General features: G+C 61.3%; 11 protein-coding genes. 7 read left to right on the top strand and 4 right to left on the bottom strand.

Annotated elements, in window-relative coordinates:
• The first annotated feature begins 4 nt into the window (after window positions 1-4).
• The 5 genes from ACOQOT_RS12535 (at window position 5) to ACOQOT_RS12515 (ending at window position 4,974) form a co-directional block, all read left to right on the top strand.
• Window positions 5-1,039: a DUF459 domain-containing protein gene (locus tag ACOQOT_RS12535; protein ID WP_420559592.1), complete on the top strand. Its 1,035-nt coding sequence runs from the start codon at window positions 5-7 to the stop codon at window positions 1,037-1,039.
• Window positions 1,014-2,348 carry a hypothetical protein gene (locus ACOQOT_RS12530; RefSeq protein WP_420559591.1) on the top strand — a complete coding sequence of 445 codons (1,335 nt, stop codon included), beginning with the start codon at window positions 1,014-1,016 and terminating at the stop codon, window positions 2,346-2,348. The genes ACOQOT_RS12535 and ACOQOT_RS12530 overlap by 26 nt, the downstream gene beginning before the upstream one ends.
• 124 nt (window positions 2,349-2,472) lie before the next feature.
• A complete protein-coding gene (locus tag ACOQOT_RS12525; protein ID WP_420559590.1) occupies window positions 2,473-3,924 on the top strand; it encodes an MBOAT family O-acyltransferase in 1,452 nt (483 codons plus the stop codon).
• Between the two features lie 29 nt (window positions 3,925-3,953).
• Window positions 3,954-4,412 (top strand): hypothetical protein, encoded by a 459-nt coding sequence (locus ACOQOT_RS12520; RefSeq protein ID WP_420559589.1) that lies wholly within the window; start codon window positions 3,954-3,956, stop codon window positions 4,410-4,412.
• Window positions 4,413-4,686: 274 nt separating this feature from the next.
• Entirely contained in the window at window positions 4,687-4,974 is a 288-nt protein-coding gene (locus ACOQOT_RS12515; RefSeq protein WP_420559588.1) for a GIY-YIG nuclease family protein, read from the top strand.
• A 65-nt stretch (window positions 4,975-5,039) separates the two neighbouring features.
• Here the strand turns inward: ACOQOT_RS12515 and ACOQOT_RS12510 are convergent, their stop codons facing one another.
• From ACOQOT_RS12510 to ACOQOT_RS12500, 3 genes are all read right to left on the bottom strand, one after another.
• Window positions 5,040-6,458: a glutamate synthase subunit beta gene (locus ACOQOT_RS12510; RefSeq protein ID WP_420559587.1), complete on the bottom strand. Its 1,419-nt coding sequence runs from the start codon at window positions 6,456-6,458 to the stop codon at window positions 5,040-5,042.
• Between the two features lie 2 nt (window positions 6,459-6,460).
• Complete coding sequence (gene gltB, locus ACOQOT_RS12505) at window positions 6,461-11,194, bottom strand: glutamate synthase large subunit (protein ID WP_420559586.1); 4,734 nt, start codon at window positions 11,192-11,194, stop codon at window positions 6,461-6,463.
• 471 nt (window positions 11,195-11,665) lie between these two features.
• Window positions 11,666-13,018 (bottom strand): dicarboxylate/amino acid:cation symporter, encoded by a 1,353-nt coding sequence (locus tag ACOQOT_RS12500; RefSeq protein WP_420559585.1) that lies wholly within the window; start codon window positions 13,016-13,018, stop codon window positions 11,666-11,668.
• Window positions 13,019-13,113: 95 nt separating this feature from the next.
• Between ACOQOT_RS12500 and ACOQOT_RS12495 the strand changes: the two genes are divergently transcribed.
• Complete coding sequence (locus tag ACOQOT_RS12495; RefSeq protein WP_420559584.1) at window positions 13,114-14,124, top strand: glutathione S-transferase family protein; 1,011 nt, start codon at window positions 13,114-13,116, stop codon at window positions 14,122-14,124.
• A gap of 149 nt (window positions 14,125-14,273) precedes the next feature.
• Window positions 14,274-14,687 carry an Hpt domain-containing protein gene (locus ACOQOT_RS12490; protein WP_420559583.1) on the top strand — a complete coding sequence of 138 codons (414 nt, stop codon included), beginning with the start codon at window positions 14,274-14,276 and terminating at the stop codon, window positions 14,685-14,687.
• 27 nt (window positions 14,688-14,714) lie between these two features.
• On the opposite strand, the gene ACOQOT_RS12485 is transcribed toward ACOQOT_RS12490, so the two are convergent.
• Entirely contained in the window at window positions 14,715-16,946 is a 2,232-nt protein-coding gene (locus tag ACOQOT_RS12485) for an ATP-binding protein (protein ID WP_420559582.1), read from the bottom strand.
• Between the last annotated feature and the right edge of the window lie 127 nt (window positions 16,947-17,073).

The raw sequence follows: 17,073 nt of genomic DNA, 5'->3' as shown, positions 1-17,073 counted from the left end.
GCTCTTGGTTTTGGGCGGCGCGCTTTTCTGGGCGTCCGCCACCCGCGCGGAAATTGCCGATTATCTGCCGCTGGCCCGCCCGGCGCCTTCCGATGCCATTCTTTCCAAACCGATCCGCGAGCCCGGCGATCCGGGCGGGGCGGGCCAAGTGCTGCCCGCGCCCGATTACGCCGCCCGCAAGAAATTCAATGTCGTGGTGCTGGGCGATTCGCTCGGTGACGGGCTTTGGGCGGGGCTTTACCGTGTCTTGAAAGGCGACAAGCGTTTCGAGGTCATCAAGCGTTCGAAAGTCGCCTCGGGCTTTGTGCGCTCGGAATATTACGACTGGAACGCGAATGTCGAGCGGGTGCTTAAGGAAGAGCGTGTCGATATTGCCGTGGTGATGATCGGCACGAACGACCGGCAGGTCATCGTCAATGGCAAGGGCGAGCGCTACCCGCTGCGGGCTAAGGGCTGGGAAAAGGAATACCGCGAGCGCATCCGCCGCTTCACCGCCTCGCTGCAGGCGCGCGGGGCCTATATTTATTGGGTCGGCATTCCGGTGATGCGCTCGGCGCGTTTCGGCGGCGACATGCAATATTTCAATTCGATCTACCGCGAGGAAACGGTGCGCGCGGGTGTGCCCTTCGTGCCGACCTGGGAAGGCCTTGCGAATGCCAAGGGCGAGTACACGGCCTATGGGCCGGATCTGCGCGGGCGGGAAAAGCTGCTGCGCGCCGATGACGGCATTCATTTCACCCTTGCCGGTTATCAGGTGCTCGCCTCTATAGTAGCGGATGCGATTAAAACCGATATCGATAAGGGCTATGTGCGCCTCGATGCGCCGGCCGGGAAAGTCCGGCAAAGCGCGGCTGTCTCTGAACCTCAAGGGGAGGCGGTGGCCGAACCTCAAGCGCCTGTTCAAGGCAATGAGGAAGAGGCCTCTGCCGATGGGGCTGACGGCGCTGAAAGCGAAGTTCAAAGCGCGCAGGTCGCCCCCATCGAGGTGCCGGAGCTTCGCCCCGGCCGCGCCGATGATTGGAGCTGGCCGCTGCGCTAAAGCGGGGCTCGCCTTTCTTCTTGGTTCAGCGCTCAGCGCCTGCGCTTCTGGAAGCTGCGGGCCGGCGCTTGCGCCGGCGCCCGGCCTTGCCGCTTTTTACGGCGCATTGCAGGAGCTTGAGAGCGGTACGCGCACCCGCGCGGTTTCCATTCTGCATCTCGGCGACAGCCATATCGCCGCCGACCGCTTCAGCGGCGATCTTGCCGCACGCTTTCAGGTCCGTTTCGGCAATGGCGGGCGCGGGCTTTTTCCGCCTGCCGAGCCTTTTCCTTATTTTGCGCGCCAGGGGTATGAAGTGTCGGCCTCGGCGGGCTGGCAAATCGCCAATAGCCAGCGTGTGGAGGCGTCAGGGCCGTTCGGCCTGACCGGCATTCGCGCGCAAAGCGGCTCGGCAGAGGACTTCATGCGCCTTGCCGCGCGGGCGGGGGCTTTTTCCTCCTTTGCCGTGGATGTCTGGGGCACGCCCGAGGGCGGCTCTTTTCAGCTTCTTCTGGGTGGAGAAGAAGCGGGGGTCTTTTCCACGAAAGGCCGGGGGCTTATCCGCGTTGCGCTGAAAGGCGGGATGGCCAGCCGGGCGGAACTGCGCCCCATGGGCGACGGGCCCGTCACGGTGCTCGGGTGGGGGAGCGCGGTGCCTGCAAGCGGCGTTCTCTATGAGGCGCAGGGTATTCCGGGCGCGCGCCTTTCCATCATGGAGCGCTGGGATGAGGATATTCTGCGCGCCGAACTGGAGGCGCTGCAGCCCGATCTCATCATTCTCGATTACGGTACGAATGAAGGGTTTGACGATGCGCTTTCGCCTGTTTCCTATAAGCGCCTGCTCGGGCAGAAACTGCGCAGGCTCAGCGAGTGGGCGTCCGGCGCCTCCCTTGCCGTTATCGGTGCGCGCAGCGGGGCGCGGCTTCCCTCTTATCTGAGAACCGGGGCGGAGCGGCGGACCTATCCTTGCGTGCCGCTGGCGTTGAACGAGAAAGCGAAATATGGAGCGCTCCTCGCGCAGGAAAGCCCGGTGCTCGCCCGCTGGCACGAACCGCCTTCTTTGAGCGCCGTGCGCGCCGCGCAGGAAGAGGCGGCGGCTGCCGAGGGTGCTTTCTTCTGGAATGCGGCGGCGGCCATGGCGGCAGGGGATGGAACTGCCTGCGCCATTCATGACTGGGCGCTCGCCGAACCGGCGCTCGCCTATCCCGATCATGTGCATCTGACCCCTGCGGGCGCCGAGCGGCTTGCCGCGCGTTTCTGGGAGGCGTTGATGGGGCCTTATGAGGCGGCGCAGTGCCGGGCGCGGGGCGCGGGAAAGACGCTTTTCTGAGCGGGCCGCCCCATTAACCAAGATGTCATGCGCCTGTTGCGGAAAGGCGTGCAAAGCCTGACAATCTGGGCTCCGTCACGCCCCCTGACGGTTAATGTAGCGCGTAACATGTGTCAGGCGGCGGATGCTTTTCCCAACTTTCGAGTTTGGCGTTTTCTTTCTCGTTGTCTTCGCGGTGGGCTGGGAGCTTCGCCGCGATCCGAATTGGCGTAAGCTTTTTCTCGTCGGCGCGAGCTATTTTTTCTATGGCTGGTGGGATTGGCGCTTCGTCGGCCTTCTGGTCTTGTCTTCCGCGATCAATTTTTCCGCCGGCTGGCTGCTCGACAGGCTGGGCCGGCCTTCCATGCGCAAAACCGTGGTGGCGCTCGCCGTCATTCTCAATCTGAGCATTCTCGGCTTCTTCAAATATTACGGTTTCTTCCTCGACAGCCTGCGCGTGCTTCTGGAAACGCTCAATCTGGAGCGGGATCTGCCTTTCATGCAGGTCATCTTGCCGGTGGGGATCTCCTTCTTCACCTTCCAGGGGATTTCCTATGTGGTGGATGTCTACCGGGGCCATGTGCGTGCCTCGCACTCGGTGCTGGATGTCTTCCTCTATATCTCGTTCTTCCCGCAGCTTGTCGCCGGGCCCATCGTGCGCGCGGCGGATTTTCTGCCGCAGCTTGATGAGACCCCGCGCCTGACGCGTGCCATGGGCGCGATCGGCGTGGTGTTGATCATCTCCGGTCTCATCAAGAAGATGGTGATCGCCAATTATCTGGCGACCGAGCTCGTGGACCCGGTCTTTTTCGATCCCTCCGTGCTCGGCGGCGCAGATCTTCTGATCGGGGTTTACGGCTATGCGGTGCAGATCTATTGCGATTTTTCCGGCTATTCGGATATTGCCATCGGGGTCGCGGCGCTGCTCGGCTATAAGTTCTCGGAAAACTTCAATCAGCCTTACCGCGCCTCATCCCTGCAGGATTTCTGGCGCCGCTGGCACATTTCCCTCTCTACCTGGTTGCGGGATTATCTTTACATTCCCTTGGGCGGCAACCGGGGCGGTGGCTTTGCCACTTACCGCAATCTCTTTTTGACGATGTTTCTGGGCGGACTCTGGCACGGGGCGGCCTGGACCTTCGTTTTTTGGGGCGCGTTTCACGGGGCAGCGCTTGGGATCGAGCGTTTTGCCCGCCAGAAGCTGAACGCCCTTGCCCCGCCTGCAGGGGAAGAACCCGGTTATATCACCCGCCTTTCGCGCCCGCTCAACAGGGTGCTCGGTGTCATCGCCACGTTCCATCTCGTGTGTTTTGCCTGGATTTTCTTCCGGGCGGAGAATTTCACGCTGGCGTCGACCTATGTGACGGGGCTTGCCGACTGGTCCGTGCCCTCGCTTTACGTGACGCCCTTCATTGCGGCGCTGATCGCGGGCTCGCTTTGCTTCCAGTTTACCCCGCCGAAGCTTGCCGAATGGCTGGCGCGTCCGCTTGAATATGCGCCTTCCGCCGTCTTGGGGCTGGTGCTCGGGCTTGGTATCTTTCTTATCTGGGCTGCGGCGCCGGCAGGCGTTGCGCCGTTCATCTATTTCCAGTTCTAGGCGGGCTGAAATATGAGGGTACAGGGGCTATGGGACAGGATGTAGCGCTTTCCAATCCGGGCGAGATCGTGCCGCAGAACCAGGCGCTGGCAACGACGGACCGGGTGATCTTTCAGAACGGCGAGGTCGAGCAGGGCTGGGAAGCTGTGCCGCGCGGCTTCCTGCGCGAGGAACGCGAAACCCATTACCAGATCGGCCGGCTTTGGCGGGCGCTGATCATCGCCGCCGCCGTGCTTGCGCTTTTGAACAGCGGGAGGCTTGTCACCATGGTGAGCGGGCTTTCCGTCGGCCCGGTGGAAGACACGATCATCGTCATGTCCGAGACCTGGCACGAGCAGATGAACGAGCGCGGCCTTGCGCAATTTGCCGAAGAGGTGCGCGCCAAGATCGATGCCTGGCGCGCGGCAACCTGGGATGATGTGGAAGAGGAGCTGCCCGCGGGTGAGCGCGAAGGCGCGCAGCTGCGCGGGGCGCAGGGCGGGGTCTGATTCACTGGCATCAAGCCGCAAGCACATGCCACATGGACCCTCGCGTCAAGCGCGAGGGTGACGATTTTCTTTTGTCTCACTCGTCATGCTCGGGTCTGGCCCCGCGCATCTATAGGCTCTCAATGCGTTTGGTAGTTTTTCCATTCTTTCCGGTATCTCGTTATACGCACATAACCGATGGACTCTCGCGTTGGGCGCGAGGGTGACGGTTCTCATTTGTCTCCTTCGTCATGCTTGGGCTTGACCCGAGCATCCATGCAGCCTCTCATTTCGCATGGGCGGCTTTGTTTACATCCTCACGAACAAGCCAAGAGGCACGCTTTATATCGGCGTGACGAACGACATCGTGCGCCGGGTATGGGAGCACCGGGAGGGACTTGCCGATGGTTTTACCCGCCGCTACGGCCTTAAGCGGCTCGTCTTTTTCGAAAGGCATGAGACTATGCTGCTCGCAATTCAGCGCGAAAAGGTTCTCAAGCATTGGGTGCGGCAATGGAAGATCGATCTGATCGTTTCTAGCAATCCGGCTTGGCGGGACTTGTGGGACGAGTTGCAGCGATGAGCATCGACGCAAAGAAAAAGCCCCGCTTCGGATGAAGCGGGGCTTTTGCGTGTTCTCTGCCGGGCTTAGCGGGGCAGGTCTGTTTTGCCCATCAGGGCAAGGTCGACCTCGCGGGCGCATTGGCGGCCCTCGCGGATGGCCCAGACGACGAGCGACTGGCCGCGGCGCATGTCGCCGCAAGTGAAGATCTTCTCGCGGCTGGCCTTGTAGCGGATCGTGTCCGCCGCCACATTGCCGCGCGGGTCGAGCTCGACGCCGAGCTCTTCCAGCATGCCTTCATGGACGGGATGAACGAAGCCCATGGCAAGCAGCACGAGGTCGGCTTTCAGCTCGAATTCCGTGCCCGCGATGGGTTTCATATTCTCATCCACATGCACGCAGTGCAGCTTTTTCACCTGGCCGTCTTCGCCGGTGAATTTCTGCGTCATCACCGCGAACTCGCGCTCTGCGCCTTCCTGCTGGCTGGAGGAGGTGCGTAGCTTGAGCGGCCAATCCGGCCAGGTCAGGAGCTTGTTCTCCATCACGGGCGGCTTGGGCATGATTTCAAGCTGCGTGATCGACAGCGCACCCTGACGGCGTGAGGTGCCGATACAGTCCGAACCCGTGTCGCCGCCGCCGATAACGACGACATGCTTGCCGCCTGCCAGGATCGGCTCGACATTGTCGAGCGGTTCTTCGGAGACGCGGCGGTTCTGCTGCGGCAGGAAGTTCATGGCGAAGTGAATGCCATGCAGGTCCCGGCCTTCGATGGGCAGATCACGGGGCTGCTCGGAGCCGCCGGAAAGAATGACCGCGTCATATTCCTTCGTCAGCTCTTCGGCCTTCTTGTCGACGCCGATATGCACATTGCAGTGGAAGGTCACGCCTTCGGCCTTCATCTGCTCGACGCGGCGGTCGATATAGTGCTTTTCCATCTTGAAGTCGGGAATGCCGTAGCGCAGCAGGCCGCCGGCTTTCGCGTTCTTCTCGTAAAGATGAACGTCGTGACCGGCGCGGGCGAGCTGCTGAGCGGCGGCAAGACCGGCGGGGCCGGAACCGACGACGGCAACCTTCTTGCCGGTCTTGAACTTCGGCGGCATGGGCTGTGCCCAGCCTTCTTCCCAGGCGCGGTCGATGATCGCGCATTCAATGGTTTTGATCGTCACGGGCTTGTCGATCAGGTTGAGCGTGCAGCTCGCCTCGCACGGGGCGGGGCAGATGCGGCCCGTGAATTCGGGGAAGTTGTTCGTCGACTGCAGGTTATGGAACGCCCGTTTCCAATCGTCGTGATAGACGAGATCATTGAAATCGGGGATCTGGTTGTTCACCGGACAGCCATTGTGACAGTAGGGGATGCCGCAATCCATGCAGCGCGCCGCCTGCTCGCGGGTTTTTTCTTCCCCGAGCGGAATGACGAACTCGTTGTAATTGCGGATACGGTCGCTGGCCGGCTTGTAGCTGCGGTCCTGACGATCGATCTCAAGAAAGCCTGTAATCTTTCCCATACTTACTCTCCTGCTGCCGCAAGTTTCTGTTCTTCCTCGCGCTGAGCGGCGAGCTCAAGCAAGGCGCGGCGGTATTCAACCGGCATGACCTTGCGGAACTTGGGCAGATATTCTTCCCATTTGTCCAGGATGGCCTTGCCGCGTGCCGAATTGGTGTAGTGCACGTGGTTCTCGACGAGCTGGCGCAGACGCTCGGCGTCGAAGCGCGTCATGTCGCCGAGAATGTCGACACGGCCATGGCCTTCCAGATCGCCCGTCTGATGGTGCGAATTGACCATGGCTTCGTCTTCCGCTTCCACCGGCTCCAGTTCGACCATCGCCAGGTTACAGCGGTCCTCGAACATGCCGTCTTCATCGAGCACGTAAGCGATGCCGCCGGACATGCCGGCTGCGAAGTTACGGCCCGTCGGACCCAGCACGACAACCACACCGCCCGTCATGTATTCGCAGCAGTGATCGCCGGCGCCTTCCACAACGGCGATGGCGCCGGAGTTACGCACGGCAAAACGTTCGCCCGCCACGCCGCGGAAATAGCATTCGCCTTCAATGGCGCCGTAAAGCACCGTGTTGCCGACGATGATGCTCTTTTCCGGCACGATCTTCTTGGCTTCGGCCGGCGGATAGACGACGAGACGCCCGCCGGAAAGGCCCTTGCCAACATAGTCGTTCGCTTCGCCTTCCAGCTCGAGCGTGACGCCGCGCACCACCCAGGCCCCGAAGCTCTGCCCCGCCGTGCCTTTGAACTTGGCATGGATCGTGTCCTGGGGCAGACCGGCATGGCCATAACGCTTGGCGATTTCGCCGGAGAGCATGGTGCCGATCGTGCGGTCGGTGTTTTTCACCGGCAGATCGATCTGCACCGGCTTTTTCTCTTCGATGGCGGGCTTTGAAAGCTCGATGAGCTTGCGGTCCAGCACGTCGTCGATCATGTGCGTTTGCGGTTCGCACTTATGGATGTTCACGCCTTCGATCGTCTCGGGCTTGGTGAAGAGCTTCGTGAAATCGAGCCCTTTCGCCTTCCAGTGTTCGATGGCGGCGCGTTTGTCGAGCACCTGCATCTGACCGACCATTTCATCGAAGGTGCGGAAGCCGAGTTCGGCCATCAACTCACGCACTTCTTCGGCGACGAAGAAGAAGTAGTTGATGACGTGTTCGGGCGCACCGACGAACCGCTTGCGCAGGACCGGGTCCTGCGTGGCAACGCCCACCGGGCAGGTGTTGAGGTGACACTTGCGCATCATGATGCAGCCGGCGGCGATAAGCGGGGCGGTGGAGAAGCCGAATTCATCGGCCCCTAGAAGCGCGCCCACGACAACGTCGCGGCCTGTACGCAGACCCCCGTCCACCTGCACGGCGATACGGCCGCGCAGACGGTTCATCACCAGCGTCTGGTGCGTTTCGGCGAGGCCGATTTCCCACGGGCTGCCGGCATGCTTGATGGAGGTCAGTGGGCTTGCGCCGGTGCCGCCTTCATAGCCGGAAATCGTGACATGGTCCGCGCGGGCCTTGGAAACACCGGCGGCAACGGTGCCGACGCCGACTTCCGAGACCAGCTTCACGGAAATGTCCGCGGCCGGGTTGGTGTTCTTCAGATCGAAGATGAGCTGGGCCAGGTCTTCGATCGAATAGATGTCATGGTGCGGGGGCGGGGAGATGAGGCCCACGCCCGGTGTCGAATGGCGCACCTTGGCGATGACGCTGTCGACCTTGTGGCCGGGCAGCTGGCCGCCTTCGCCGGGCTTTGCGCCCTGCGCCATCTTAATCTGGATCATGTCCGAATTGACGAGATATTCCGTCGTCACGCCGAAGCGGCCCGAGGCCACCTGCTTGATGGCGGAGCGCATGCTGTCGCCATTGGGCATGGGGGTGAAACGGTCCACCTCTTCGCCGCCTTCACCGGTATTGGACTTGCCGCCCAGCCGGTTCATGGCGATGGCGAGCGTCGTGTGCGCTTCGCGGGAGATCGAGCCATAGGACATGGCGCCCGTGGCGAAACGGCGCACGATATTGGCCGCCGGTTCCACTTCCTCAAGCGGCACGGGCTTGCGGCCCAGTTCTTCCGCGCTCTTCAGGCGGAAGAGGCCGCGGATCGTGAGCATGCGTTCGTTCTGCTCGTTGATGCGCTTGGCGAACTCGCGGTACTGGTCCTGGCTGTTGCCGCGCACAGCATGCTGCAGGTCGCGCACGCTGTCGGACGTCCAGGCATGTTCCTCGCCGCGGATACGCAGGTTGTATTCGCCGCCCACTTCCAGGCTGTCGGCGAGAACCGGCGAAGCGCCATAGGCTTCTGCGTGGCGGCGGACGGTTTCCTCGGCCACTTCATCAAGCCCGATGCCCTCGATCGTGGTCACCGTGCCGTAGAAATAGCGCTTCAGGAAGTCCGTGGAGAGGCCGATCGCATCGAAGATCTGCGCGCCGCAATAGGACTGGTAGGTCGAGATGCCCATCTTGGACATGACCTTGAGAATGCCCTTGTTGATCGCCTTGATGTAGCGCTTCTGGGCGTCTTCGCGGGACAGGTCCTGCGGCAGATCGCCGGCCTGGCGCATTTTTTCCAGCGTCTCGAAGGCAAGATAAGGGTTGATGGCTTCCGCGCCATAGCCCGCCAGACAGCAGAAATGCTGCACTTCGCGCGCCTCGCCCGTTTCCACGACAAGCCCGACCGAGGTGCGCTGTTCGGCGCGGATCAGGTGATGGTGGACGGCGGAGGTGGCGAGCAGCGCCGGAATGGCGATGCGGTCCTTACCCACCTTGCGGTCGGACAGGATGATGATGTTGTCGCCTTCTTCCACTGCCTTGCAGGCTTCATCGCACAGCCGCTCAAGCGCGCCTGCCATGCCGGCGGCGCCTTCGGAGGCGGGGTAGGTGATATCCAGCGTGATGGTCTGGAAGTGATTGTCCTCGACATCGCCGATCTCGCGGATCTTTTCCAGGTCCTCATTCGTGAGAATGGGCTGGCGCACTTCCAGGCGCTTCTGTTCGCTCGTGCCTTCCAGATCGAGCAGATTGGGGCGCGGGCCGATCAGCGAGATCAGCGACATGACGATTTCCTCGCGGATCGGGTCGATCGGCGGGTTCGTCACCTGCGCAAAGTTCTGCTTGAAATAGGTGTAGAGCAGCTTCGAGCGGTTGGAGAGCACGGAGATGGGCGTGTCGGTGCCCATCGAGCCGATGGCTTCCTGGCCGGTCTCGGCCATGGGCGACATCAGGATCTTGATGTCTTCCTGAGTGTAGCCGAAAGCCTGCTGCATATCGAGCAGGTTTTCGGGCGCCACATGTTCGAATTCCTTCACCGGCTCGGGCAGGTCTTCGACATAGATCTGCGTCTTGTCGAGCCAGCTCTGATAGGGGTGCGACTTGGCAAGCTGCATCTTGATCTCGTCATCGGAGATGATGCGGCCCTCTTCCAGGTCGATCAGCAGCATTTTGCCGGGCTGCAGGCGCCATTTTTCCACGATGGTGGATTCTTCGGCCGGCAGCACGCCCATTTCCGAGGCCATCATGACCGTGCCGTCTTCCGTCACATAATAACGGGCAGGGCGCAGGCCGTTGCGGTCCAGCGTCGCGCCGATCTGGCGGCCATCGGTGAAGGCGACGGCGGCGGGCCCGTCCCAGGGCTCCATCAGCGCGGCGTGGTGTTCGTAAAAAGCGCGGCGCTCGGGGTCCATGAGCGTGTGGCCGCCCCAGGCTTCCGGGATCAGCATCATCATGGCGTGCGCGAGCGAGTAGCCCGATTCCACCAGCAGCTCGAGCGCATTGTCGAAGCTGGCGCTATCGGACTGGCCTTCATGGATGATCGGATAGAGCTTGGTCATATCCTCGCCGAAAAGCTCCGAGCTCATGGAGCCCTGGCGGGCATACATCCAGTTTTCGTTGCCGCGCTTCGTGTTGATCTCGCCGTTATGGCAGATCATGCGGAAGGGGTGGGCAAGCGACCAGGTGGGGAAGGTGTTCGTCGAGAAACGCTGGTGCACGAGGGCAATCGCGGAGACGAAATCTTCGTTCTGGAGGTCTTTATAGTACTGGCCGACCTGCACCGCGAGCAGCATGCCCTTGTAGCAAAGGGTGCGCGAGGAGAAGGACGGGATATAGAAGAAGCGGTTGTTCTCTTCGCCGTCATCGGCATAGACCGTTTTCTCGATCAGTTTGCGAATGACATAGAGCTTGCGCTCGAAGGCGTCCTGGCTGAGGCCGTCGGCGCGCTTGACGAAAAGCTGGCGGTGCGTGGGCTCGGTCGGCTTCACGCTTTCGCCAAGGTCGGACGGGTCAACCGGCACATCGCGCCAGCCGAGAACGCTCTGGCCCTCGTCCGTCACGGTCTTTTCTGCCAGTTTCTCGATCTTGGCGCGCGCGGCATCGTCCTTCGGCAGGAAGAAGAAGCCGACGCCATAATCGCCCTCATCCGGCAGCTCGAAGCTCAGATTGGCGGCTTTCGTCTGGAAGAAAGCGTGAGGCATCTGCACCAGAATGCCGGCGCCGTCGCCCGCCTTCGGGTCGGCGCCCACGGCGCCGCGATGCTCGAGATTTTCGAGAATTTTCAGGCCGTCGGCCACGATCTTGTGGCTTTTCTTATTATGAATGTTCGCCACAAAGCCGATACCGCAGGCATCATGCTCGTTGCGCGGGTCGTAAAGACCGCGCGCAGACGGCTGCCCCGCCGGAGGGGTCACGACCGCCCCGGCACGGTTTCTTGCCTCACCGGGTAGCTGGCTCAAAGAATCGCGATTCTGAGTCATTCCCTAAATCTCTTTCCAAAAACTGTCAGCACCTATGGGCCCCGCCCGTCCTTTACCCTTAACGGGCATTCGGCCATGCGGGGCGGCGCACCCTAACGGGTTGGCGTTCGATGGCAAGTCCGGCGGGTGCCGTTTTTTGCCTCTCCGCGTCAATTCGCGCACCCCGAACCGTCGGGGCGCCGCTGTCAGAGCCGAACGTCAACGCGCTGCCACGTGTCCTTTGCAGTGCCGCTTTGAACGCGGCTTTTTCTGCTGGACGCCCTTAACTTCTTGCCGGAGCCCGGGCGAGGCCTTGTCGGCTGCGGTTTTGCAGCCCTTACCGGCCAGTGGGGACAACTCTCCCCACCGGAGGCCGGATATTGCCAGAAATACCCCCGCATGATCAAGCAAATATGACAGGGGTGCTGACCTATAGGTCAAATGCCGGGTTTTCTTCGTTAACCATAAGCGAATCAGGGAGGAATCCAAGCCTTAGGCGCTTGCGGGCGCGCCTGGTGTGCTTTGCGAATCCGAAACCCCCTGCAGAAGCAGGGCAGCGGTCAGATCGCCGGTCACGTTCACCGCAGTCCGGCACATATCAAGGAGGCGGTCCACCCCGAGGATAATGACCATGCCTTCCACCGGAATGTTCATGGAAAGGGCGACGGAGCTGAGAATCGCAATGCTCACCCCCGGCGTGCCGGGCGCGCCGATGGAGGAGGCGATAAGTGTGCCGGTGACGATAGCGATCTGGGCAAGGCTGAGCTCCACCCCGGAAAGCTGGGCGAGAAAGAGAATCGCCACGGCCTGATAAAGGGCGGTGCCGGCCATATTCATGGTGGCGCCGAGGGGAATGACGATATTGGCGATATTACCCGGCACGCCGAGGCGGCGCGCGGTCTGAATGGTGACGGGCATGACGGCGGAGGAACTGGAGGTGGAAAAGGCGAGAAGCAGGTTGCCGCCCGCCTTTTTCAGAAATTCCGCCGGGCCTGTCCGCGTGAAAATACCGGCGATCAGAAGATAGAGTGTAAGCAGCAGCGCGAGGCCGAGCAGCACCGTACCGACATAGACCGACATGCCGAGCACTGTTTCAAGGCCGATGCGGGTGACGAGCTGCACCATGAGGCCGAAAACGGCGTAAGGGGTGAGGAACATCGCCCATTTGACGATGTTCATGGAAATGGAAAGCAGCGCGTCCACTAGTGCCAAAAAGGGCTGGGCGCGCTCGCGCTCCACCTGCATTACGGAAATGCCGACAAGGAGCGCCAGCACCACGATGGCCAGCATATCCCCTTGCACGATGGAGGCGGTGGGATTGGCGGGCAGGATGGCGGCGATCATTTCGGGCAGCGCGGCGACGCCTTGTTCCAGCGGCAGCGCCGGTGCGGCGTCTGCTGCGGCAGATGGCATGGCGGGGGACGCGGGGCTGCTTGCCGCGCCCAGCCCCTCGCCAGGTTTCAGCCAGCTTGCCAGAAGGATGCCGCCGGTCGCGGCTGCTGCGGTTGTTGCCAGAATGAACGCCCCGAGGCGCAGGCCGACCGAACGCAGCTCGGTGCCCGATGCCGCGCTCATCAGGCCCGCAACGATCGAGCAGAAAATCAGCGGCACGAGCACCATGGCGATGAGCGCCATGAAGATCTTGGCGGGCAGGGCAAGCCAGAGGCCGATAATTTCCATGCTGCCGGGGGCCAGCAGCTCGCTGTTCTGGCTCATGAAAAGACCGAGCGCGAAGCCTAGCACCATGCCCGCGATCACCTGCGCCCAAAGACGGGAGGTGATCCAGACGCGCAGCTTGAAGCGCTGTCTGGCAATCCTGATGGGCGTTTCGGCGGTTGGCGACATGTGAAGCCTGTATGAGGGAGTTAGCGATCCGGCCTGCTCCATACTAAGATGACGCTCAAACACATCAATGAAACAGATCAATAGGGAGATGCGGCATGGCAAAGGCGGTATATAGAATTTTCGGGGCCGAGCTTTCCCCTTATTCGGTGAAGGTGCGCTCTTATTTCCGCTACAAGCAGATCCCGCACGAATGGGTGGTGCGGGATGCGAGCACGCAGGGCGAGTTCCAGAAATACGCCAAGCTGCCGCTCATTCCTCTGGTTGTGGCACCGGAAGACGAGGGCCTGCAGGATTCAACGCCGATCCTTGAAAAAATGGAGGCGCGGTACCCGGAACCTGCCATTCAGCCGGAAGATCCGGTGCTCGCGTTTATTTCCGCGCTCTTGGAAGAATATGCGGATGAATGGGGCAATAAGCACATGTTCCACTATCGCTGGACCTATGAGCCCGATCAGATCGCAACCGCTCATAGCATCGCCGCGATGCAGGCGCCCGGGCTCGAAGAGGCGCAATTGAAAGCGGTGGCGGACATGGTGCGCGAACGCATGTCCGGGCGGCTTTTTTTCGTGGGCTCTTCGCCTGAAACCGCGCCGCTTATCGAAGGCTCGATGAAAGAGGCAGCGGCGCTGCTCGAGGCGCATCTGAACGGGCGCGCTTATGTTTTGGGTAGCCGGCCGTCCTTTGCCGATTTCGGGCTTTATGCGCAGTTTTATGAAATGAGCCTCGATCCGACGGCGGGGGCTTACCTGAAAGAAAATCATCCGGGTCTTCTTGCCTGGTGCGAGCGCATGCTGAACCCGGACCCCAAAGCCGGCAAGGACGGGGGCTTCGAGAGCTGGGAGAGCCTTGCGGGAACGCTTATCCCATTTCTTAAGCGGGAAGTGGGCGCACGCTTTTTACCTTGGAGCACGGCCAATGCGACGGCGCTTGCCAGCGGCGCGGAGACGTTCGAGGTGGAGATTGAAGGCGGGCGTTTTGCGCAGCAGCCGCAGAAATACCACGCCCGTTCTTTGAAGGCGCTGAAAGAGCGTTACGCAGCGTCACCGGCCAAGGACCGGCTCGATCCTATCCTGAAAGAGACAGGCTGCCTGACCTATCTCGCGTAAGCCGGACAGCTGACCTCCCGCCGGTTCAGATTCTGTTCAGCCCTGCCGGATAAACTCGTTTTCTCGGTATGCGCCGGGTGATTTAATCGGGGTTCTGATGAAGAGCACCGGTTGCCGGCGCGGGATGTCAGATGGCGGGAGGACGGCTCTTGTCTGAAGAAAACGCGGATGAAATTCTCGCACGCGCGCATGCAGCCGTTGCGGCGCTGAAAGAAGGCTACCGTGAGCAGCTCGTGCAGGATGTCGAGACGCTGCGCGCCTGTCTGCGCGAGCTTGAAGCGGGTGTGCCGGACGGCGAGCATCCGCTGCAGGAGCTTTTCGTCACCAGTCATAATGTCAAAGGCCAGGCCGGCACCTTCGGTTATGATCTCATCACCTCGATCAGCGAACTTCTGTGTGAGTTTCTGCGCGCCAAACCGGCGCTCAGCGACGATGTGGTGCTGATCGTGCGCGCTCATGTTGATGCGCTCTCCTTGCTTGTCGATCATGATGTGGAGGGAAGCGGCGGCGCGCTCGGCAGCGAGGTGGTGGAAAAACTCAAACGTTTGCAGGAAGCGGCCTAAGGAAACGTCCGGCGTTCTGCTGCCGGATCAGTGGGTTGCTTTGCGCGGCGGCTGGCCGGAGGATTGGCCGCCCGATTGATGCTCCATCTTGTTCAAGAGAAGCCGTAAAGCGTCCTTCGTATCCGCTTTCTGTTTGGGCGACAGGGCGTTCTGCTCCGCGCAGGGCCGCGCAGACGCGGCATCATCAATTGTCGGCAGCACGATGCGTCCGCGCTCGTGGAGAACGCGGGCGATCTCTCCCAAAAGCAGCGGCAGGTGGATGGGTTTGGAGACGAACCCGTCCATACCCACTTGCAGATATTGCTCCTTGGAGCCCTGCATTGCATGGGCGGTCAGCGCGATGATGGGAATGCCCGCCCAGTCCGCGTCGGAAGCGCGGATGACTTTCGTGGCGATGACGCCGTCCATTTCCGGCATCTGAATATCCATCAGCACGAGATCGAAGGGCGCGCGCCGCAGATGCTTGACCGCTTCTATGCCGTTCTTCGCGATGGTGAGATTGTGTCCCAGCTTGTCGATGATGGCGCGCATCAGGCGCTGGTTCACGTCGTTGTCTTCGGCCAGAAGAATGTTCATGTGAGGCGGAATGGCGGCCAGCGCCTCATTCGTTCCCAAAGGTTTGGGCGCGGGCGCGCCTTTTTCCGCTTCGGCGGCTTTCAGCGGCAGGGAGACGCGGAAGAGACTGCCCTTGCCCGGCGTGCTTTCCACTTCGATGTTGCCGCCCATCAGGAAGGTCAGCTCCTGGCAGATGGCAAGGCCGAGCCCCGTGCCGCCATGGGTGCGGGAAATGGAAGAATCGAGCTGCGAGAAACGCTCGAAGAGTTTCGACTGGGTTTCAGGCGCGATGCCGATGCCGGTATCTTCGATGGCGATCACCGCAAGCGCATCGCCCTCTTCGTTTTTCTGCGCGCTCACGCGAATATCGATGCTGCCCGCTTCGGTGAATTTGATGGCGTTGGATGTCAGATTGAACAGGATCTGGCGCAGCCGCGTCGGATCGCCTTCGATGAGAGGGGGCAGGTTGGAGTCGATATGCGTGCGGAGGGTCAGGTTCTTCGCCGCTGCATTGGGCTGCATGACCGTGGTGACGGCCTTGACGATCTGATCGAGGGAAAGCGGCACGGTTTCAAGTTCGAGTTTACCCGCTTCCAGTTTCGATAGGTCCAGAATGTCGTTCAGAATGACAAGCAGCCCTTCACCGGATTCCCGGATCGTGCGGGCATAATTCTTCTGTTCGTCTTCCAGGTTCTGGGCGAGCAGCAGATCCGCCATGCCCAGAATGCCGTTCATGGGCGTGCGCAGCTCGTGGCTGATCGTGGCAAGGAAATCGGATTTCGCGCGGTTGGCTTGTTCGGCCGCTTCTTTGGCGCGGATGAGGTCTTTGGCAACCTCGGCAAGTTTTCCCTGCTCGTGTTCGAGCTGGTGCTGGGTGGTCTGCAGGTCCTGCACGCGCTGCTGAAGCTGGGTGCGGCTGGCCTCAAGCGCGGACTGGGTGGTCTTGGTGGCGGTGATATCGCGCTCATAGGCGATATAGCCTTCGAGCTGGCCGCTTTCGTCTTCGATCGGTTTGACGTTGATGGCCGACCAATAGCGATGCGCGTTGCGGGTGTAATTGACCGTTTCGATCTCCCGTCCATGGCCCGATTTCATGGCATCGGCCACGGCATCGAAAACCTGAGGCCCGCCCAGCCGGTCTTCGGCGAACTCGGCGACTTTGCGGCCTAAAATGACATCCGGCTCGTAATCGGTCAGATGTGTGAAGGCCCGGTTGATCCAGAGAATGACGCCCTTGGGGTCGGTCAGCATCACGCCATATTCGGCGTGGCTTGCGGCCAGCGAAAGGCGCAGCGTGCGGTCGTCCTGTTCTTCGAGCTGATGGATGAGCAGATTGACGATCTGATGCAGCGCGGCGGCCGACTGCTCGCGCCCGATTGCAGGTTCTGGCAGATCGAGCTGGGCGCTTTTGCGCGCCGTCCTGGCCAGCAAGTCATGCAGCGGGCGCAAAAGGCGCCAATAGCCAAAGGCGAAGGTGAGGCCGAGCGTGGCTAGGGCAATACCGGCCTGCGCGGCCAAGAAGAGGGTTAGGTCCGGTGCGGGCCAAAGCTTATAGAAGGCAAACTCGGCGAGCAGCAGAAAGGCAAAAAGAAAGACGCCTGCCGCCGCCGCATGCAAACGGTCGTTGCGGCCCGCTTTCAGCAGGACCGCCTGCCAGGCCGCGGCTTTCGGCCAGATTTTTCCCTTGCTGGCAAACTGTGCCATTTCAACCCTGGCGTTCCGAGCGGCGTACCGCTAATGACGGGCGTTCTGCCCCTTGAAGATAGTAAAAGCGTTTTAAGGGACACTTAAAACCCTAAAAGAGAAGGGTCTTCAGGAAGCCTTTCCTGAT

Origin of the sequence: Tepidicaulis sp. (genome assembly GCF_965222285.1) — a bacterium.
Classification (GTDB): Bacteria; Pseudomonadota; Alphaproteobacteria; order Parvibaculales; family Parvibaculaceae; genus Tepidicaulis.
Note: the sequence above shows the minus strand (reverse complement) of the source record. Positions and strands in the feature narration are given on the sequence as shown.

Excerpts from the sequence above, each read along its gene's own strand:
- ACOQOT_RS12485 (WP_420559582.1), bottom strand. The coding sequence starts at position 16,946 with ATGGCACAGTTTGCCAGCAAGGGAAAAATCTGGCCGAAAGCCGCGGCC.
- gltB (WP_420559586.1), bottom strand. The coding sequence starts at position 11,194 with ATGACTCAGAATCGCGATTCTTTGAGCCAGCTACCCGGTGAGGCAAGA.
- ACOQOT_RS12530 (WP_420559591.1), top strand. The coding sequence starts at position 1,014 with ATGATTGGAGCTGGCCGCTGCGCTAAAGCGGGGCTCGCCTTTCTTCTT.
- ACOQOT_RS12515 (WP_420559588.1), top strand. The coding sequence starts at position 4,687 with ATGGGCGGCTTTGTTTACATCCTCACGAACAAGCCAAGAGGCACGCTT.
- ACOQOT_RS12500 (WP_420559585.1), bottom strand. The coding sequence starts at position 13,018 with ATGTCGCCAACCGCCGAAACGCCCATCAGGATTGCCAGACAGCGCTTC.
- ACOQOT_RS12495 (WP_420559584.1), top strand. The coding sequence starts at position 13,114 with ATGGCAAAGGCGGTATATAGAATTTTCGGGGCCGAGCTTTCCCCTTAT.
- ACOQOT_RS12510 (WP_420559587.1), bottom strand. The coding sequence starts at position 6,458 with ATGGGAAAGATTACAGGCTTTCTTGAGATCGATCGTCAGGACCGCAGC.
- ACOQOT_RS12520 (WP_420559589.1), top strand. The coding sequence starts at position 3,954 with ATGGGACAGGATGTAGCGCTTTCCAATCCGGGCGAGATCGTGCCGCAG.
- ACOQOT_RS12525 (WP_420559590.1), top strand. The coding sequence starts at position 2,473 with ATGCTTTTCCCAACTTTCGAGTTTGGCGTTTTCTTTCTCGTTGTCTTC.